The following is a 17772-nucleotide window of genomic DNA, read 5'->3' on the forward strand; positions in this document are numbered from 1 at the left end:
AATACACGCGCTGAATGTATGCCGCTGGGTTATCCCTGATAACGTGAAAACAGGTCAGGGATTTCCGTCAGAACTTTACCCAGTTGGGTTCCAGGCCAAAACAGCAAACTGCCCTCCACCAGGACCACTCGACCTGCCTTGCAGGCGCTGGTCCCGGCAAACGCGCTGTACACATCCTCCATCCGATCATTTCCATAGGCATACGGCTCCGTCGGCAGCAGAATCACCTCCGGGTCCGCTCGCAGCACCTCTTCCAGACTCACCCGTGGGTAACGCGTATCCCGCTCCCCAGGCTCCTCCCCGGGTTGATCCTGTAAGTCGTTTTCCAAGGGGAAATGCCGTTTTCGATCGGCAAAGATGTTCGTCCCGCCCAACCCCTTTAGCAGATCAGCCGGATACGTATCCTGATTAAAGGTCATCCACCAGCGCTGTCCCGCTTCGCTCACCCCTTCCCAAATTGGGCAAAAATAGCGCATGGGAAGCACATCCACAATAGAGAGCAGCGCCCACTCGTAGGCCTTCTCCAATAAATGCAGACGTTCTCGTGCGATCGTATCCGGAAAAAGGCTGTCCAACTGCCATAAATCCTGGATGGCTTCGGCGACCGTTTTGGGAAACTGCACCCACACCGGCAGCCCGCTCTCCATCAGAGCTTCCACCGCCTGCCGGTCGTTTTCCTCTTGGTTGGCGATGATCAAATCCGGCTCCAGCCCCCGAATTTTCTCCTCGTCCAGGCTTTTCGGCCCTCCTACTCTTTGAATACGGTCTGCCCATTCTGCAGGGTAAGCGCAGTAATCCGTGACGCCCACCAGACTCGCCCCCAGCCCCAAATCCAGCAGACTGGCGGTGACAGACGGCACCAGAGACACAATCCGCTCCGGCGGTTTCGAAAATTGGATTGCGCGTAATTGCCCCATCGTCTCCCTCCCATACCACCGTGCAGCTAACTCTTCTTATGGCTCAGTTCCCAAATCCCCGCGGCCATCAATCCCGCCCCATACGTCAGGGCCTGCTCGTCAAAATCAAAACGCGGGTGGTGGTGGCTGTAGGTCAACCCCCGCTCCTTGTTTGCAGATCCTACAAAGAAGTATACGCCAGGTACGCGTTCTAAGAAAGCGGAAGCGTCTTCGGATGCCATCGTTTGGCAGTCAGCATCCACATGCAGTTCTGGAAACTCTTTCCTGAACACCATTTCCAATCGCCCCGTCACAGTTGCGTCGTTCACCACCGCTTGCGTCCATTCCTCAATTTCCACTTCCACCTCACACCCCATCGCCTGCGCCGTCCCCTGGCACACGCTGCGAATGCGCTCCCCCATCCTGGCTTGCACCCCTGGTTCAAAAAAGCGCAGCGTCCCGCCAAATTCAGCCGCCGCCGGAATCACGTTCAAAGCCTCCCCGGCATGAAACGCACCCACGCTGATGACACCGGTCTTCAACGCGGAAATATTGCGTGAAACAATGGTCTGCAAAGCCGTGATCATCTGCGCCCCCGCCACGATGGGATCTACCGTCTGATGAGGCACCGCTCCATGCCCGCCGACCCCGCGAATTCGCACCTTGAACACATCCGCCCCTGCCATCACCGGCCCCTCGCGCAGCCCAACCCACCCCGCCGGGCGGTCGTTCCACAAATGCAGCGCCAGCGCAAAATCACACCCTTCAGCCGCGCCCTGCTCCACCATCTGAAAAGCCCCGCCCTGTCCTTCTTCCGCGGGCTGAAAAACAAAGCGCACCTGACCAGCCAATTGCTCTTTCCGGCTCGCCAGCATCCGCGCCGTGGTCAGGCCAATGGCTACATGCCCGTCATGTCCGCAGGCGTGCATCACCCCCGGGCTGACGGATGCATAATCCGCTCCCGTTTCTTCCTGAATGGGCAGCGCATCCATATCAAACCGCGCCAGGATCGTTGGGCCGGGTCTTCCCCCTTTTAAGGTTCCCACCACACCCGTTTCAGCAATGCCGGTGACAACTTCCAGTCCCAATTCCTCTAACTGCCGGGCAATCAGGGCTGCCGTCCGCGTTTCCTGAAAACCCAGTTCCGGGTGTTGGTGCAAATCCCGCCGAATTGATTGATTGAAAGGGAACAGTTCATTAGCCCAATCCATCCATTCACTCATGGTGCTGCCTCCAATTGAATCCTACGGAATCCTTCTGAATACCCCCCTTGCCCATCTCGTTCAGCCGCAATTGCGGCAATAAACCGTTCGCGGTCGCGGTATTGACTTTTGTGACACAGCAGCGCCTCCAACCGCAGATCAAACCATTCGCTCACATCCAACCGCAGGTTGGGTGCGCCTGTGTGCGCCAGCCACAATTCCCGCACGCGGTGCGGCTCGCAGCCTTCATCGCGAAGTTCAGGGTAATACCAGGGCAGAAACGCCGCCGGATACACCGCATCCGCGCATATTTCCCCGCAGGCGCGGTGATCGCAGTGGTTAACGCTTTCCCGTTCTGGAAAAAACAAAGTCGGGTCCAGACTCACCACCACCTCAGGCCGCACCTGCCGGATAACACGCACCACTGTTTTGCGCGTTTCAGCGTCTGCACGCAGATACCCATCCTCATAATCGTAAAAAATAACGCTTTCCACGCCCAGCAATTCTGCTGCCTGGCGCTGTTCCTCCTGCCGGGTATGCTTCAGGGCTTCCAAGTCCGCATCTGCGCGCTTCGTACCACGGTTTCCGGATGTCAGAATACAAGAAATTACCCGGTGACCCTCATGGGTCCACCGGGCAATCGTACCACCGCAATAAAATTCCGCATCGTCAGGGTGCGCCATAACGACCAATATCGTCTGCGGACATTCCCAACTCTCAATCATCAATCTAACTTCGGCGCTTTTTACCCCCCCGCCGGCGGCGTTGAGGCCTGGGGACGTTGGGCGCGCCTGGGCGCGGCTCTGTGCGATTCGCTTTCGCACCCTCAGGCAGCGATGAGGATTCTTCTGCCGCGGCTTCCTCAGTATCGCTCACCTCATCCCGCACGATTTCGCGGGTGGGCTGGGGTGAATCAATTTTCTGCTGAAGCCTTTCCAATTCCTCCGCGGGCTTAATCTCTTCCCGCGGGAATTCGCGGCGGCCTTTTTCCGGAATTTCCACAATCACTGCGTCTCGCAGCGGCACCACGTCCACCACCTTGCCTTCGCCGATGGGGGTAATGACCCGCTTATTACGCTTGGGCAGCTTCTGACGGGCGGCCACATACGCGTCGTATTCATAAATCAAGCAGCAGCGCAGCCGCCCGCACATGCCGGTGATTTCCGTCGGCGTCAACGAGATGCCCTGCTCTTTGGCCATGCGAATAGAAATGGAGCTAAAATCACACAGGAATTTCGAGCAGCAGCGTGTTTCTAAACCGCAGGCGCCCATCCCGCCCAAAATCTTGGCCACATCGCGCGGCCCGATCTGGCGGATTTCCACCTGCGAAGGGGCATATACTTTCTGCATATCCTGCCGCAAACTCTTCAGTTCAACCCGTTCTTCGGCTTCGGTATTGAACATAATCGCCAGGCGCGAGCCGTCAAAACTGTACTCCGCCGCCACGATCTTTACACCTGAGAGGTTCAGCGCCACCACCCGCGCCCGGCAGGTGGAAACCACCTCTTGTTCCCGCTGCTGCCACACCTGCCGCAGCATGAGGTCGCGCGGGGTCGCCTTGCGCTCAATGGCTTTCAGTTCCAATTCAGCCGGAATGTCCCCTTCTTCCAGGCGCTGCGCCACCTGCCCAAGCTGCCAGCCGCGGCTGGTTTCCACCACCACTGCATCCCCCAACCGCAGATCCGGAAACGCAGAAGCGTCAAAGTGATACACTTTTCCAATGCGGGTGAATCGCACGCCAACAACAATATGGGCCATAATTTACTCAATCACTTCAATCGTCGGGGCGCTCACTTTGGTGAGTGCTTCAACGCTCAGTCTGGCTGCCGTCTTTTCCGCCACATCCTGCAGCGCCTTCGCAGAGGGAGACTCCGGCGCCGAAACCATAATCGGAACCCCATTATCTCCACCCTTGCGAACGGAGGGATCCATCGGGATCCCACCAAAATACGGCACGCCGAACATCTTGGCCAATTGCTCCCCGCCGCCTTGTCCAAACACGTCCATGCGCGTTCCGTCGGGCAGTTCCAGGTAGCTCATATTCTCCACCACGCCCAACACCGGCACATTCAGCTGTTTGAACATCTCCAATCCGCGGCTGGCATCTTCCAGCGAAACTTGCTGCGGCAGGGTCACAATCACGCCGCCGCTCAACGGAACCGACTGCGCCAGGCTCAACTGCGCGTCGCCCGTTCCTGGTGGCAGGTCGATCACCAAATAATCTAGTTCGCCCCAGGCCACGTCCGCCAAAAACTGGCGGATCGCAGAATGCAGCATTGGGCCGCGCCAGATGAGGGCTTGTCCTGGCTTCACCAGAAATCCAATGGACATCACTTTCACGCCGTAAGCTTCCGCAGGAACCAGTTTACCGTCCTTGGGGGGAGGAAGCCGCTGCACGCCCATCATCGTGGGGACATTGGGGCCGTAGATATCTGCATCCAAAAGCCCTACCGCAGCGCCGCTTTTCGCCAACGCCACGGCCAGGTTCACAGCCACCGTACTCTTGCCCACGCCCCCTTTGCCAGAGGCCACCGCCACCACGTTGCGCACCGGTAAATCCAAAATTCCACGCGGACGGCCGTCTGCGGGAACTTGCGCGTCCAGGGTCACTTTCACCTCAGTCACCCCTTCCACAGCCATCGCTGCCTGGCGTGCCTCGTTCTCAATTCGGCCCCGCAGCGGGCAGGCAGGCGTGGTCAACACAATGCGAAAACTTACTTTACCGTCCTCCACGATCAGATCCTGAATCATGTTCAAAGACACCAGGTCTTTATGCAGTTCAGGCTCTTGGACGGTCGCAAGTTGTTTCAAAACCGCTTCTCTCAAGTTGGATGGATCCGTCATCGATGATTTCTGCCTTTCATTTTTAGTCAGCAATCAAGCCGCCTGACTTCCGAATAAATAACTCAACATCTTGCCGCGCCTGTTGAAATTGATCCGCCAATTCCTGATCACTTCCCCGATAGCGCCGGATGGTTTGCCGGGCACACAGCGTACATCCTTTCATCGCCCGGAACGAATCTGCGTTGCAGGTGACGCACCCCCCCAGCCGCACCATCATATACACAAAAGCCATCCGCTCTTCCAGCGGTGCGCCTTCATCACCCACCTGCTGGATCAACTTTTGCCAGCTCCCCCCGCGCACATCCTCCAGACTTTGGATCAGGCGCAGTGGAAATAACAATTCTGTGTCCGAATTATACATCCTGGCTCCGAATCCCTCAAGCAGCCGTTCCCGCCGGGGGCCGCGCCGCGGCTTTTGCCGCCTCTTTGGCCGCCTTCTCAGCTTCTTCGCGCCGGTAGCTTGTCGGGCGAATTTCAGCATAATATGAGGCGGGTTTTAACAGCCGCTCTTTGTTGAGAATATGGTGCTTATGGCGGTCGTAGGATGCCATCTCATAATCGTGATCCATACGGATGGCATCAAACGGACAAAATTCTGCGCACATCCCGCAGTTCATGCAAACGTCCACATCAATAAAGAACTCCGCAGGCGTCGGTATCGGCTTTCCCGTGGCCGCATCAACGGACCGCTCAATCCAGATGCACTGCGGGGGACACACCTTCGCGCAGATACCGCAGGACGTGCAGCGCACCGCCTTTTCGCCGTCCTCCTTGACATCATACACCAAAAACGGCACAAATCGAAATTCTTCTGGCACCGGCAGTTTTTCTTCGGGATACTGAATGGTAAAAATCCCGCGCGTATCACTGCTGCGCCGCATTTCAATCCCTTCGGCAGTACCGTATCGTTTCCGGCCCACCTTGAGATCTTCCAGGTAGGTATCCACAAAGTGCCTGAGGGTGATCAGCAAACCGCTTAAGATTCCTTTTCCGTTCATGTTCGTATTCCTCCTTTAGCGGTCCACTTCACCCAGCACAATATCAATGGAGCCAAGAATGGCGACCACATCCGCCACCTTCCCGCCGCGCGACATGGGCGCCAGGCTGGTCAAATTGATGAAGGTTGGAGCACGGACATGATACCGCCAGGGGTTAGGTTTGCCGTTCGACACCAGATAAAATCCGAGTTCACCTTTGGGTCCCTCCACACGTCCATACGATTCTCCAGCCGGAACACGCACCTGATAGGCTGGTTTTCCAGTCATGATTGGCCCTTCAGGAAGGTCGCGCAGCGCCTGTTTTAAAATACGCACGCTCTGCCGCATCTCTTCCATCCGCACCAAATAGCGGTCGTATATATCCCCATGCAGTCCATACGCCACATCAAATTCAAAGCGGTCGTAGATCGAATACGGCTCCGCCCGCCGCACATCATAGGGAACCCCCGACGCGCGCAAGACCGGGCCCGTCGCCGAAAGTGCAATCGCATCTTCCGGGGTTAAAACGCCCACCCCTTCACAGCGCTGCCGCACAATCTCATTTTCGGTCAAATAGCGGTCAAATTCATCAATTTTCCGCGGCAGCCGATCGTTCACCAATTCTTTAGTCTTCTGCACCGCCTCAGGGCTCATATCGCGCGCCAGGCCGCCGAATCGGAAGTAGTTGCACATCATGCGCGAGCCGCTGACCATCTCAAAAATATCCACGATCAGTTCCCGCTCTTTAATCCCATACAGCGAGGGCGTAAAGAAGGCCCCCAGGTCATTCAGTAAAAAGCCCACTGCGATGAAGTGGCTGACAATGCGGGTCAACTCCGCCATGATCACGCGAATGTACTCCGCCCGCTCCGGCGGCTGAACCCCCATCAACTTCTCCACCGCCAGGGCATAGGCGAAGTTGTTGCTCATCGAAGCAATGTAATCCAGACGATCCGTGAAGGGCATATTCTGCAAAAACGTGTTCCGCTCCGCGATCTTCTCGTGGTTGCGGTGCAGGTATCCCATCACCGGCTTCAAGTCCAGAATCTTTTCCCCTTCCAGCAGCGCCACCATACGGAACACCCCATGTGTTGATGGGTGCTGAGGGCCCAAATTGACCACAATCGCATCCGTCTTGATTTCAGGATGCTGTGCCTGCTGCACCCGGAATAAGGTCTTATACAGGGTATCGTCCGCGTCTGGAACCAACGATTCTGGGTCAAACCCAGCCGGGTAATCCACGTTATCCGCAAAGGGGTTCAGGTCTTCTGCCCGCCGCACCTGTCCTTCCGGCCAGCGGCTCTTATACGGCTTAGCTTCTTCTTCAAAATAGGGCTCGTGCCAATCCTTGCGCAAAGGGTGTCCAGCAAACCCTTCCCAGGTCAAGATTCTGCGCAGGTCGGGATGCCCCTCAAAACGAATGCCCAATAAATCGTACGCCTCCCGCTCCTGTAATTCGGCCCCTGGGTATAAGGGCACCAGTGAAGGTACTACCGGGTTGTCGCGCGGCACCTGCACTTTATAAACAAAGATCGGCCCTCCGGTCGTGCGGAAGACGTGGTAAACCACCTCCAGCTTGCCCTCTGGCAGATAATCTACACCCGTGACTGAAGACAGCAAATCATATCCATAGGTATCGCGCAGGGCCTTGGCCACGGCCAATAAATGCTCCGTCTCCACGATGTAACCCTGATAACCAGCGCGGTCATCCGGCCGCACCCAATCCGGAAAGATCGTATCAAGCTGCGGGACCAGCGTCTGCGTCTGAAGATCACTCATTCTCCACCTCCCCATCCGCGGTCTGTGCCGCCTTTTTTGCTGCGCTCTGCTGCCGGATCAGGTCAAACTTGCGCGGGTCCATCAAATCGGGGCCGAGTACCGGAATAGGAATGGGCTGGCTAGGCGCTTTGCTGTACCAGCGCGAGGTCGCGATGGACTCCTGTTCCATTTTCTTTTGCAGCGTGATCAGTCCATTCAAAAGGGATTGCGGGGTGGGCGGGCAGCCCACAATATACACATCCACCGGGATGAAGCGGTCCACCCCTGAAACCACCGTGTACCCCTCTTTGAAAGGCCCACCACCGCAGGCGCAAGCCCCCATCGCGATCACATACTTCGGTTCCGGCATCTGGTTATACAGCCGCACAATGGTCGGGATCATTTTCTTCGTCACCGTGCCCGAAACGATCATCACATCCGCCTGGCGCGGGCTGGGGCGCATGACTTCCATCCCGAACCGAGAGAAGTCATACCGGCTTGCCGCCGTCGCAATCATTTCAATCGCGCAGCACGCCAGGCCGAACATCATCGGCCACACCGAATTGGATCGTCCCCAATTGTAAATTTTATCCAGCGTGGTCACCGCCACCTGCGATTTCATTTCCTCAGGGATTTCGTATGGTTCGGTTCTTCGCTCCTGTTCACTCATCCCGCCACCTTCCTTTGGATTCCATATTCAATTCGTGTTGGATCAATTCGTTTGTGAATTTTTTCTATTGTAACATGGATACCCCCTCAGTCAAGCAAAGATTAAAGTAAAATTTTCTTTATTTTATTGTATAATCACCGTATGGATCAACCCACGTCTGACCGTATCCTGGCTTACCTGCTCAAACACCGCACCGCCTCGGTGGCGGATCTCAGCCGCGCCCTGGGCCAAACCCGCCCCAATCTTCAATATCACATCGCCAACCTGCTGCGCGCCGGGAAAATTTCGCCAATTACGGTAGACACCTCCTCTCATCGAAAAGGTCGTCCCGAAAAATTCTATGCGCTCGCCGCGGATCAAAAACCGGAAAACTTGGCAGCCCTGGCTTCTGCCCTCCTTCGCCTTATTGCCGAAAATCCCGGCCCATCCACGGTGGATTTGCCAGTAGAATTAGCGCAAGTGATGATGCCCAGTCCGGCCGTCCCTCCCAGTCTCACCTTGCGCATGCAAAATTGCGTCCGTCATTTCAACCAACACGGCTATGACTCCCGATGGGAAGCGCATCAATCCGGCCCCCGCCTCATCTTCCGCGCCTGCCCCTACTGGCGTATCATCCATAATCATCCTGAGTTATGTCAAATGGATCAACACATCGTCCGCCGCCTCACAGGCGCTGCCGTCCAACAGCACAGCCGCATTCACCCCGCAGATCCGACCTCCTCATGCCTGTTCACCCTGGAAACCGAAGCGGCCAATTCTTCAAATACTGCTCCATGCTGACTTAGATTAAGGCAGGTGAAAAATGTCCTCTATTGAAAAGGTTGTCAAACGCTCCGGCGCAATTGTCCCCTTCACCCCTGACCGCATCACCAACGCCATCTACCGCGCAGCCGTCGCCGTGGGCGGGCGCGATCGTACCATCGCCGAAGGCCTCAGCCAGCAAGTGGTCGCCCTGCTCGAACGCAGCACCCCGCCCGGCCATATTCCCACCATCGAAGAAATTCAAGATCTGGTGGAAAAAGTCCTCATTGAAAACGGCCACGCCAAGGTGGCCAAGGCCTACATCCTGTACCGCGATGAACGCGCCCGCCGCCGCAAAGAGCGCGCCGAACGCGCCCAAAGCCCCTCCGGCAACATCCCCTGGGCCAAAATCTGGCATGTCCTCGATTGGGCCGTCACTCACCATGTCCACACCGTCGAGGCCTACAACCAGCGTGTCCGCCAGGGTGAAATGGCGCAGATTATTCAGGAATCTGAAGCCGCCTATAACGAAGACATCGAAAACGCCGTGGAACTCATTGCCCCTCGCCGCGGCGAAATCAAGGTGGTCATCATCACCGGTCCTTCTTCCTCCGGCAAGACGACCACCACCATCAAAATCGGCCAGCATCTCCGCCACCTGGGCGTCAAGCTGGTCACTCTCAACGTGGACCATTACTTCTTTGATCTGGAGCTGCACCCCAAAGATGAATTCGGCGATTATGATTTTGAAACCCCGCAGGCGCTGGACATCTCTTTGATTAACCAGCATCTGGCACGTCTCATTGCTGGTGAAGAGGTGCGTATCCCCTTCTACGATTTCAAAACCGGCCACCGCACCAACGACCACACCCCCATGAAACTGGCCGCTGGTGAGGTGATTCTCATCGACAGTCTGCACGGTCTCTACCCCGCCATGACCGAGAGCATCCCCGATGAGCAAAAATTCAAGGTGTATCTGGAGCCGCTGCTGCAAATGAAGAACGCCGAAGGCGAGTATGTGCGCTGGACCGACCTGCGCCTCATCCGCCGTATGCTGCGCGACGCCTCTCACCGTGCCTACGACCCCACCCGCACCTTGGAGCATTGGCATTATGTGCGTTCCAGCGAATTGCGCAACATCATCCCGCAAATCGGCACCACCGATTACATCGTCAACAGCGCCATGCCCTATGAGTTGTCCATCTACCGCGCCCGCTTGCTGGAAAGCTTCCAGAAATGGGTCGACAGTTACCGCAGCGACCCGCTGCGCCAAGACGCCTTCACCCGCGCCGAGCGCATCCTGAAGCTCTTGCAAACCATTGAGCCGCTGGAAGGCGATCAGCTCATCCCCAAAGACTCCGTGCTGCGCGAATTCATTGGCGGCAGCGTCTATTCATACTAAACCCCCACAAAGGCCGTCCTCCGTCATGAACGCCCCCACATCCTCCTCGCTGACCCTCTTCCAACGTTGGTGGCTGGCCGTCCGCCCAAAAACACTTTTTGCCTCTATGGCCCCCGTGCTGGTCGGCTGCGGCGTCGCCATTTTCCACCGCGGCCCCTTCCGCCTGGGCGCTGCCCTGGCCGCCCTTCTGGTGGCCGTTCTGTTTCAAATCGCCGCCAATCTCATAAACGATGTGGCCGATTACTCCAAAGGCACCGACACCCACGATCGGCTGGGACCCACCCGCGTCACCCAGGCCGGCATCCTCACCCCCGCCCAGGTGTGGCAAGGTGTGGGGGTCATCGCTCTGCTTGCCGCCGCCTGCGGGCTGTATCTCACCTCTCTGGCGGGCTGGGGCGTTATCGGGATTGGCTTGAGCGCCGCTCTAGGAGCTGTGCTCTATTCATTGGGACCGTATCCCCTCTCTGATTACGGCCTGGGCGACCTTTTCGCCATGATCTTCTTTGGGTTTGTGGCTGTGTGCGGCACTACCTGGGTGGTCAGCGGCACGCTCCCCTGGGCAGCCTGGCCTGCCGCCGCCGGGGTAGGCGCTCTGGTCACCGCTATTTTGGTGGTCAACAATATCCGCGACATCGAAACCGACCGCCGTGCCGGGCGCATTAACCTCCCCATCCGTTTTGGCCGCCAGGCGGGTGAAACCGAATACGCCAGCATGCTCATTCTGGCCTTTGCGGTCCCCCTGCTGCTGTTTATCCTCTTACAGGGGCAGGTGTGGCTGCTCCTGGTGTACGCCGCGGTCCCCAATGCGCTTCGGGTCTTTCGCCAGCTCCGCGCCGCCCAAACCGGCCCCAGCTTCAACCAGCTGCTGGCCAAAACCTCGCGCCTGACCTTTCTCTACGGCGCACTTCTGGCAGCCGCTCTGGCCCTCAGCGGCCTGATCCCTGTTCAGCTTTTCGGGTTTTTCACCGCAAAGTGAATCGCCATGGTCCCAAACATGCGCTTACAGAACTGCACCGGCCAAAAGCCCACCGCTTCCATACGCGCCGCCAGTTTATCCGCCGGCAGAAAATGCTCGGTGGTGTCCGGCAGGTAGGTATACGCCTCGGCATGGCCGGTGAGGATTTTCCCCATGAAAGGGATCACGCGGTGTAAAAAGAAGCCGATGAACGGCTTGAGTAAGTTTTCGGCAGGCGGGGTCGTATCCAGCGAAACCACCGCCTTCAGCGGCTTCACAACCCGGCACTGTTCGCGCAGCGCACCGTTCACGTCCGGCACATTCCGCAGCAAATAACCTGAGATCACCCCATCAAAGGACTCCGTGGCGAAGGGCAAATCCATTGCATCCGCGATCACCCAATGGATTTTCTCGGCGCCAGGGCGTTTTTTGCCAACCTGAATCATCTCCGGCGTAAGGTCGCTGGCCACCACAACCGCCTGTGGGAACTGTTTTTGAATCTCCAGGGCAATATCCCCCGTGCCTGTGCCTGCGTCCAACACCCATTGAGGCCCACTTTTCAGCTCCAGCTTCCGAATGGCCTCTTTGCGCCAGCGGATATCTTGCCCAAAGGTCATTACCCGGTTCAGCAGGTCGTAGCGTTGGGCAATTTGCCCAAACATGGTGCGCACTTTGCGCGTATGTTGCGTATCTTCGGGTTTTGCCATGAAGTCAAACTCTCCTACCGGATAAACTGCCAGGGGCATAACCGCCGGTGCAGCACATCCGCCAAAAAATACAGCCCCAACCCTAACAGGCTCATCGCCAACACCCCCGCGTACATCTTGGAGTAATCCATAAAGGTGCTGCCGTGGATGTAAATATAATACCCTAGCCCGCGGCTGGTCGCCACCAATTCCACCACGTACAACACCGCCACCGCCGTGCCGATGGACTGCCGCACTGCCGTCAGCACCGCCGGCAGGCTCGCCGGCCAGTACACAAAACGGAACAACGCCCGCCGCCCCGCTCCCAGGCTGCGCACCGAATACACCAATTCCGGGCGAATCCCCTCCGCCTGATCGCGCACCAGCACCAGAATTTGGAAAAACAGGATCAGGAAGATCATCACAATCTTCGATAGATCGTTAATCCCCAAGAATAAAGCCACAATCGGCACAAACACCACCTTGGGGATCGGGTAGAGCAAGTAAATCACCGGCGCAAAAATCTGATTCAAGCGCTGCGACTGCCCCAAGGCCAACCCCGCGGGAGCAGCTAACAGAATACTGATGACCATCGAAGCTGTCACCCGCCACAAACTGGCCAGGAAATGTCCCCCCAACTCTCCGAAAATTTCAGCAAAAAACACTCCCAAAACCACTACGGGAGAGGGCAAAATCGGCCGCTGAATCACCATCGCCAGCGCCTGCCACGCACCCATCAACGCCAGCAGCGCCCAAAACGTGTGCGACCTTTTCATGCCGTCTCCCCCAACATCTCGCGCAGTTGCGAGCAGATGCGCCGATACCCTTCGCTGTCTGCATACCCCTGTCCCCCCGCCTCCGGGTTATCCACCACCTCCGCACTGCGGTTGGTGCGGTTGCGTAGAATCAAGATCTTCTGTCCCAAAACTGCCGCCTCTTCGATGGAGTGGGTCACAATCACGCTGGTTAACGGGCTTTCTTGCCGCAGCTGCAGCACAATCTTCTGCAAATTTTCTCGTGTCGGCGCATCCAGCGATGCAAAAGGTTCATCCATCAGCAGAAGATCCGGGTTCAGCACCAAAGTGCGCGCAATCGCCGTACGCTGGCGCTGCCCGCCGGAAAGCTGCCCAGGGTATTGTCCCCGCACAGGCTCTAGCCCCAACCGCTCAATCCAAAACCGCACCCGTTCATCCATCACCGCGGGCGGTGTCGTTTCCGGCGCATGTTTCCCGTCTGGGCCGTAAAAATCACGAATCTTAAACCCCAGGCGCACGTTTTCTTCCACGGTGGCCCAGGGCAATAAACCAAAATCCTGCAAAATCAAACCCGTGCTGGGGCGCGGCCGTTCCAGAATCGCCCCATTCACCCAAACCCGTCCGGCTGTCGGCGCTCGCAGCCCCGCGGCTAAATACAGCAGCGTGCTCTTGCCGCAGCCCGAAGGCCCCAAAACCGCCCAGGCTTCCCCGCCGCCGATCTCCAGCGAAAAGCGCTCAAAAATAAGCGGCTTGGATGGGTAATGGTAAGAAAGCTCCTCCAAACGGATCATCTAGCGTCTCTGATCGCTCACGGTAAAAAGCTGGCGTCCACGCAGTCAGCATACTGCAAATCTTTTTGAATCAAACCTTTCTCCCGCGCCCACTGCATCGCGTCGGCGAATTGCTCTTCAGAGGGCACCGAAGCCAGCGGGTAATCGGGCAGCACATAGTCTTTCAGCAGCGGCTCGGGAACCAGCTTCAATTCGGCCAGCAGCCCGTTCCAGCGGGTTTTATCGCCGTTGATGGCCGTCACCGCCTGTTCAACCCCAGCCAGCACCTTACGCACAGCCTCTCCCTGCTGATTCAGGGTTTCAATCCGAAAGGCCAATACCGAATGGCTGACTTCCGGATAACTGGTATCGTCTATGATCACCCTGGCTCCATTTTTAATGGACAGCGAAGCCAGCGGGTCAGGCATCACCGCCGCCTGTACCTGCCCCGAATCCAAAAAAGCCATGCGGTCAGAAATCTTCGGCACTGCCACCTTGGCAATATCGGTTGGGGCCATCCCCGCCTTTTCCAACACCCGGTCGGTCATATATTCGATCACCGTCCCTTCCGAGATAGCAATCGGTACCCCCGCCAAATCTGCCACGGTGTTGATCCCGCTGTCCTTTGACGCCAGAATTCGGAACATGGGCGTCGTCACAGTTGTGGTGCGTAAAAAGCGCACAGTCTTGATCTGCGGTGTCTCTTTGTTGTAGATCATATTGACCACTACTTCGGTCAAAATGCTGTCCACCTGCCCGCTTTGCATCAATTGGTCGCGCTCTGGGGCTGAGAGCACCGGAACGATCTCCACCTCAACCCCCTGTTCTTTAAAGTATCCCTCTTGCTGCGCCACGTAGATTGGCAGCGCGTCAATCACCGGCAGCACAGCAATTCTTACCTTCTGCTGTTGGCTTGCTTTGGGCGTACAAGCTGTCAACAGCACTCCAAAAACCAGAACAATCTGCCAGAATCGCCGCATCATTGGTTTCCTCCATCTTCCTCTTCGTGAAGTAATGGTTCAATTTTCACACAAAAACCACCAACGATGGTTATTCTACCAGACTCTCCCTCCCCTCGCCGGGGTGAGATTCACGCTCACCACGCTTGCCGAATCATTGGTAAAATGGGTTGAATTGCCCCCTCACCCACAGCGAAAAAGGAACCCATCATCGTGATTGCAATCTTCTTAGGATTAATGGCCGCCCTGGCTTGGGGTGGTGGTGATTTCGCGGGCGGCCTGGCCAGCCGCCGTATCGGCGCCTATTTGGCGGTTTTTTATGCCGAACTGGTCGGCTTTGTGGGGTTAATGCTGGCGGTGCCCTTCATCCGCGAGAGCCTGCCGCCCTTCTCCCATCTGCTCATCAGTGCCGCCGTAGGGGCCATTGGCTCCTTCGCCCTGATGATCCTCTACCACGCCATGACCACCGGTCTGATGAGCATCGCCACCCCCATCTCTGCCCTGTTGGCCGCTGCCCTGCCCATCATCATCGGCCTGTTCACCGACGGCGCGCCGGGAATGCCGCAGTGGCTCGGTTTTGCCTTTGCTCTGGCGGCTGTCTGGCTCATCTCGCAGAATGCCAACGATGAGCGCGCCCATATTCACCAGTTGGCTGACCTCAAATGGCCTTTTCTGGCCGGCCTGGGTTTTGGCCTTTACTTTGTCCTCATCAACCGCGTCACCCAGGAAGCCGTCTTCTGGCCCATGTTGGCCTCGCGCATCGGCGGCACGGTGGTGCTGACCGCCTATATCCTTCTGCGCCGCCCTTCTTTAAAAATCAGCAAAACTGCCTGGCCCTTCATCCTCACCAATGCCGCCCTGGATATCGGCGGCAACCTGCTCTACATTCTGGCCGGTCAATCCGGCCGCATGGACGTCGCCGCAGTCATCGCCTCTCTTTACCCCGGCGGCACGGTCATCCTCGCCTGGATCTTTCTCAAAGAACGCCTCAGCCGCACGCAGGCCTTCGGCATCGTCTCAGCCCTGGCTGCTATTGCCTTGATGACCCTCTGATAAAAAAACCGGCCTCTCCAAAAATAGGGAAGCCGGTTTGCTGGTCTGTCGAGATTCTTATTCCACCGTCACCGACTTGGCCAGATTGCGCGGCTGATCCACATCCAGCCCGCGCTGCGCCGCGATGTGATAAGCAAACATTTGCAGCGGAATCACGGTCACAATCGGGCTCAGCAGCCACGGGCATTTCGGCACCCAGAAAATGTGATCGGCCAGGTCCGGCACGCGCGTGTCGCCCTCGGTTGCCACCACCAGGGTGCTGCCGCCCCGCGCTTTTGCCTGTTCAATCTGAGAAATCATCTTCTCGTACCACGGGTCCAGCGGCGCAATCGCCAGCACAGGCATATCCTTATCCACTAGCGCAATCGGCCCGTGCTTCATTTCACCAGCCGGGTAGGCTTCTGCATGGATATACGAAATTTCCTTGAGCTTAAGCGCACCTTCGTATGCAATCGGCATATTCACCCCGCGCCCCAGGTAGAGCATATGCGCCGCGTCCTTCATTTTCCGAGCAATGGGGATAATCTCGTCTTCCCGATCCAAGCAGCGTCCCACCAAATCCGGCACCAGCCGCAAATCCGCCACCAAATCAAAGCGCTCTTTCTCGCTCAGCGTCCCGCGCAGATCACCCAGCAGCACCGCCAGCATGAACAAATCCACCAGCGGCGCGGTGAACGCCTTGGTCGAAGCTACGCCGATTTCCGGCCCAGACTGCATGGAAATAAACCCATCCGCCACCCGCATGGCCTGCGAGCCGATGGCATTCACGATGGACCACAGTTTGGCCCCGCGCTGCCGTCCCTCTTCCATCGCCGCCAGGGTATCCGCGGTTTCGCCCGATTGGCTGATGGCCAGCACCACCGTATCCGCGTCCACAATCGGGTCGCGGTAACGAAATTCTGAAGCGATATCCACTTCAGTGGGGATGCGCGCGATCCGCTCTAAATAAATCTTCCCCACCATGCCCGCGTGCGCGGCCGTGCCGCAGGCGGTGATGATGATCTTCTTGATCTTTTTAGCGCCTTCAGCGTCCAGATTCAGCTGCGGCAAGCGGATTTTGCCGTTATCAAAATCCACCCGCCCCGCCAGGGTATCCGTCAGGGCGCGCACCTGTTCGTGAATTTCCTTCTGCATGAAATGACGAAATTCACCTTTTTCCGCTGCCACCGGATCCCAGGCCACCGTATGCACCGTGGGGCGAATTTCCTGTCCTTCCAGGGTGGTCACCTGCAGCGATTCACGCGTCACCACCGCCATCTGCCGCGATTCCAAAAAAACCACCCGGCGGGTATGTTCCAAAATGGCTGGAATATCCGAAGCCACAAAGTTTTCCCCTTCGCCCAGGCCCAAAACCACACCGCCCGCGTTTCCAATCCGCGCCGCCACAATTTTGTCTGGCTCGCGTGAGGACATCACCACCACGCCGTGCGCCCCCTTCAGGTTGTTCAGCGCCATGCGCACCGCGGTCACCAGATCGTGATGCAGGGCATAGTAACGTTCCACCAAATGCACAATCGTCTCGGTGTCCGTGTCCGAATTAAACGTCACCCCTTCTGCACCCAGTTCCTCGCGCAGCTCTAGGAAGTTTTCCACAATCCCGTTGTGCACCACCACAAATTCCCCCGTGCTGCCCAAATGCGGGTGCGCATTGCGCGCGTTGGGCACGCCGTGCGTGGCCCAGCGCGTGTGGCCAATGCCCACGTTGCCCGAAACGGGCTTTGCCTGCACCAGCGCTTCCAGTTGATTCAGCTTACCCGCATCGCGCCGTACCTCAATATGGCTGTTTTCCAACACGGCCAGCCCTGCCGAATCATACCCACGGTATTCCAGGCGTTTCAAACCCGCCAGGATGATGGGGGTCGCATTTTTGGGGCCGATATAACCCACGATTCCACACATAGAATTTCCTCCATGTCAGTACATCATTTTCGAAGCGCACGCCGCACCAGTCTGGCACGGGCGCATAACCGGCCTGCTTTACCGAACAAAGCAGGGATCGAAATCCACTCGTTTTTTGGTTTTGGATGGAGGGAAAGTTCGGACAAAATCCGGAGGGCTTCCGCTGATCTTTCGATTTTCCCGGCGATTGCCGGTTAGCCCTGCC

General features: G+C 57.4%; 18 protein-coding genes and 1 pseudogene. 4 read left to right on the forward strand and 15 right to left on the reverse strand.

Features of this window, described 5'->3' with window-relative positions:
- Positions 1-29: 29 nt before the first annotated feature.
- The 10 genes and pseudogenes from ADN01_RS06765 to ADN01_RS06810 all read right to left on the reverse strand — a co-directional run bounded on the left by ADN01_RS06765 (position 30) and on the right by ADN01_RS06810 (position 8299).
- Positions 30-917: a helical backbone metal receptor gene (locus tag ADN01_RS06765; RefSeq protein ID WP_062418535.1), complete on the reverse strand. Its 888-nt coding sequence runs from the start codon at positions 915-917 to the stop codon at positions 30-32.
- A gap of 26 nt (positions 918-943) precedes the next feature.
- Positions 944-2119, reverse strand: a complete 1176-nt coding sequence (locus tag ADN01_RS06770) for a M20 metallopeptidase family protein (protein WP_062418536.1) — start codon at positions 2117-2119, stop codon at positions 944-946.
- The gene (locus ADN01_RS06775) at positions 2116-2823 is read right to left on the reverse strand and encodes a PIG-L deacetylase family protein (RefSeq protein ID WP_075071025.1); all 708 of its coding nucleotides are present in this window, start codon (positions 2821-2823) and stop codon (positions 2116-2118) included. Before ADN01_RS06775 ends, ADN01_RS06770 begins: the two co-directional genes overlap by 4 nt.
- Before the next feature lie 4 nt (positions 2824-2827).
- Entirely contained in the window at positions 2828-3856 is a 1029-nt protein-coding gene (locus ADN01_RS06780) for a PSP1 domain-containing protein (protein WP_062418538.1), read from the reverse strand.
- A 3-nt stretch (positions 3857-3859) separates the two neighbouring features.
- On the reverse strand, positions 3860-4942 hold the full coding sequence (locus ADN01_RS06785) for an Mrp/NBP35 family ATP-binding protein (RefSeq protein WP_062418539.1): 1083 nt from the start codon (positions 4940-4942) through the stop codon (positions 3860-3862).
- A gap of 22 nt (positions 4943-4964) precedes the next feature.
- On the reverse strand, positions 4965-5303 hold the full coding sequence (locus ADN01_RS06790; RefSeq protein ID WP_062418540.1) for a hypothetical protein: 339 nt from the start codon (positions 5301-5303) through the stop codon (positions 4965-4967).
- Between the two features lie 16 nt (positions 5304-5319).
- On the reverse strand, positions 5320-5913 hold the full coding sequence (locus ADN01_RS06795) for a 4Fe-4S binding protein (protein ID WP_160318393.1): 594 nt from the start codon (positions 5911-5913) through the stop codon (positions 5320-5322).
- A 42-nt stretch (positions 5914-5955) separates the two neighbouring features.
- Positions 5956-7059 (reverse strand): NADH-quinone oxidoreductase subunit D, encoded by a 1104-nt coding sequence (locus ADN01_RS20320; RefSeq protein WP_062418610.1) that lies wholly within the window; start codon positions 7057-7059, stop codon positions 5956-5958.
- Positions 7060-7317: 258 nt separating this feature from the next.
- Positions 7318-7713, reverse strand: a pseudogene (locus ADN01_RS20325) (NADH-quinone oxidoreductase subunit C); the annotation flags it as partial.
- Positions 7691-8299 carry an NADH-quinone oxidoreductase subunit B gene (locus ADN01_RS06810; protein ID WP_113918904.1) on the reverse strand — a complete coding sequence of 203 codons (609 nt, stop codon included), beginning with the start codon at positions 8297-8299 and terminating at the stop codon, positions 7691-7693. The gene ADN01_RS06810 and the pseudogene ADN01_RS20325, both read right to left, overlap by 23 nt.
- A gap of 189 nt (positions 8300-8488) precedes the next feature.
- On the opposite strand from ADN01_RS06810, the gene ADN01_RS06815 reads away from it, so the two are divergent.
- Genes ADN01_RS06815 through ADN01_RS06825 form a run of 3 tightly spaced genes read left to right on the forward strand, consistent with a single transcriptional unit; the run spans position 8489 to position 11466 of the window.
- The gene (locus ADN01_RS06815) at positions 8489-9127 is read left to right on the forward strand and encodes a helix-turn-helix transcriptional regulator (protein WP_062418543.1); all 639 of its coding nucleotides are present in this window, start codon (positions 8489-8491) and stop codon (positions 9125-9127) included.
- A 22-nt stretch (positions 9128-9149) separates the two neighbouring features.
- Positions 9150-10490, forward strand: coding sequence for a uridine kinase family protein (locus ADN01_RS06820; protein ID WP_062418544.1), 1341 nt, complete (start codon positions 9150-9152; stop codon positions 10488-10490).
- A 25-nt stretch (positions 10491-10515) separates the two neighbouring features.
- Positions 10516-11466, forward strand: a complete 951-nt coding sequence (locus tag ADN01_RS06825) for a 1,4-dihydroxy-2-naphthoate polyprenyltransferase (protein ID WP_075071026.1) — start codon at positions 10516-10518, stop codon at positions 11464-11466.
- Here the strand turns inward: ADN01_RS06825 and ADN01_RS06830 are convergent.
- The 4 genes from ADN01_RS06830 to ADN01_RS06845 are packed head-to-tail and all read right to left on the reverse strand — an operon-like array spanning position 11436 to position 14639.
- Positions 11436-12152, reverse strand: coding sequence for a ubiquinone/menaquinone biosynthesis methyltransferase (locus ADN01_RS06830; RefSeq protein ID WP_075071027.1), 717 nt, complete (start codon positions 12150-12152; stop codon positions 11436-11438). The two genes, ADN01_RS06825 and ADN01_RS06830, sit on opposite strands and share 31 nt — an antisense overlap.
- Before the next feature lie 14 nt (positions 12153-12166).
- A complete protein-coding gene (locus tag ADN01_RS06835; RefSeq protein ID WP_062418546.1) occupies positions 12167-12907 on the reverse strand; it encodes an ABC transporter permease in 741 nt (246 codons plus the stop codon).
- On the reverse strand, positions 12904-13677 hold the full coding sequence (locus ADN01_RS06840) for an ABC transporter ATP-binding protein (RefSeq protein WP_062418547.1): 774 nt from the start codon (positions 13675-13677) through the stop codon (positions 12904-12906). Before ADN01_RS06840 ends, ADN01_RS06835 begins: the two co-directional genes overlap by 4 nt.
- Positions 13678-13694: 17 nt before the next feature.
- Complete coding sequence (locus ADN01_RS06845; RefSeq protein WP_062418548.1) at positions 13695-14639, reverse strand: ABC transporter substrate-binding protein; 945 nt, start codon at positions 14637-14639, stop codon at positions 13695-13697.
- A gap of 189 nt (positions 14640-14828) precedes the next feature.
- On the opposite strand from ADN01_RS06845, the gene ADN01_RS06850 reads away from it, so the two are divergent.
- Positions 14829-15668, forward strand: a complete 840-nt coding sequence (locus ADN01_RS06850) for a DMT family transporter (protein ID WP_147239057.1) — start codon at positions 14829-14831, stop codon at positions 15666-15668.
- Positions 15669-15725: 57 nt separating this feature from the next.
- Here ADN01_RS06850 and glmS read toward each other — a convergent pair whose 3' ends face one another.
- Positions 15726-17567 carry a glutamine--fructose-6-phosphate transaminase (isomerizing) gene (gene glmS / locus ADN01_RS06855; RefSeq protein ID WP_062418550.1) on the reverse strand — a complete coding sequence of 614 codons (1842 nt, stop codon included), beginning with the start codon at positions 17565-17567 and terminating at the stop codon, positions 15726-15728.
- Positions 17568-17772: the final 205 nt, after the last annotated feature.

Source organism: Levilinea saccharolytica (assembly GCF_001306035.1).
Lineage (GTDB): Bacteria > Chloroflexota > Anaerolineae > Anaerolineales > Anaerolineaceae > Levilinea > Levilinea saccharolytica.

Excerpts from the sequence above, each read along its gene's own strand:
- ADN01_RS06810 (WP_113918904.1), bottom strand. The coding sequence starts at position 8,299 with ATGAAATCGCAGGTGGCGGTGACCACGCTGGATAAAATTTACAATTGG.
- ADN01_RS06825 (WP_075071026.1), top strand. The coding sequence starts at position 10,516 with ATGAACGCCCCCACATCCTCCTCGCTGACCCTCTTCCAACGTTGGTGG.
- ADN01_RS06840 (WP_062418547.1), bottom strand. The coding sequence starts at position 13,677 with ATGATCCGTTTGGAGGAGCTTTCTTACCATTACCCATCCAAGCCGCTT.
- ADN01_RS06785 (WP_062418539.1), bottom strand. The coding sequence starts at position 4,942 with ATGACGGATCCATCCAACTTGAGAGAAGCGGTTTTGAAACAACTTGCG.
- ADN01_RS06820 (WP_062418544.1), top strand. The coding sequence starts at position 9,150 with ATGTCCTCTATTGAAAAGGTTGTCAAACGCTCCGGCGCAATTGTCCCC.
- ADN01_RS06765 (WP_062418535.1), bottom strand. The coding sequence starts at position 917 with ATGGGGCAATTACGCGCAATCCAATTTTCGAAACCGCCGGAGCGGATT.
- glmS (WP_062418550.1), bottom strand. The coding sequence starts at position 17,567 with ATGTGTGGAATCGTGGGTTATATCGGCCCCAAAAATGCGACCCCCATC.
- ADN01_RS06815 (WP_062418543.1), top strand. The coding sequence starts at position 8,489 with ATGGATCAACCCACGTCTGACCGTATCCTGGCTTACCTGCTCAAACAC.
- ADN01_RS06780 (WP_062418538.1), bottom strand. The coding sequence starts at position 3,856 with ATGGCCCATATTGTTGTTGGCGTGCGATTCACCCGCATTGGAAAAGTG.
- ADN01_RS06790 (WP_062418540.1), bottom strand. The coding sequence starts at position 5,303 with ATGTATAATTCGGACACAGAATTGTTATTTCCACTGCGCCTGATCCAA.
- ADN01_RS06770 (WP_062418536.1), bottom strand. The coding sequence starts at position 2,119 with ATGAGTGAATGGATGGATTGGGCTAATGAACTGTTCCCTTTCAATCAA.
- ADN01_RS06845 (WP_062418548.1), bottom strand. The coding sequence starts at position 14,639 with ATGATGCGGCGATTCTGGCAGATTGTTCTGGTTTTTGGAGTGCTGTTG.
- ADN01_RS06835 (WP_062418546.1), bottom strand. The coding sequence starts at position 12,907 with ATGAAAAGGTCGCACACGTTTTGGGCGCTGCTGGCGTTGATGGGTGCG.
- ADN01_RS06830 (WP_075071027.1), bottom strand. The coding sequence starts at position 12,152 with ATGGCAAAACCCGAAGATACGCAACATACGCGCAAAGTGCGCACCATG.
- ADN01_RS06775 (WP_075071025.1), bottom strand. The coding sequence starts at position 2,823 with ATGATTGAGAGTTGGGAATGTCCGCAGACGATATTGGTCGTTATGGCG.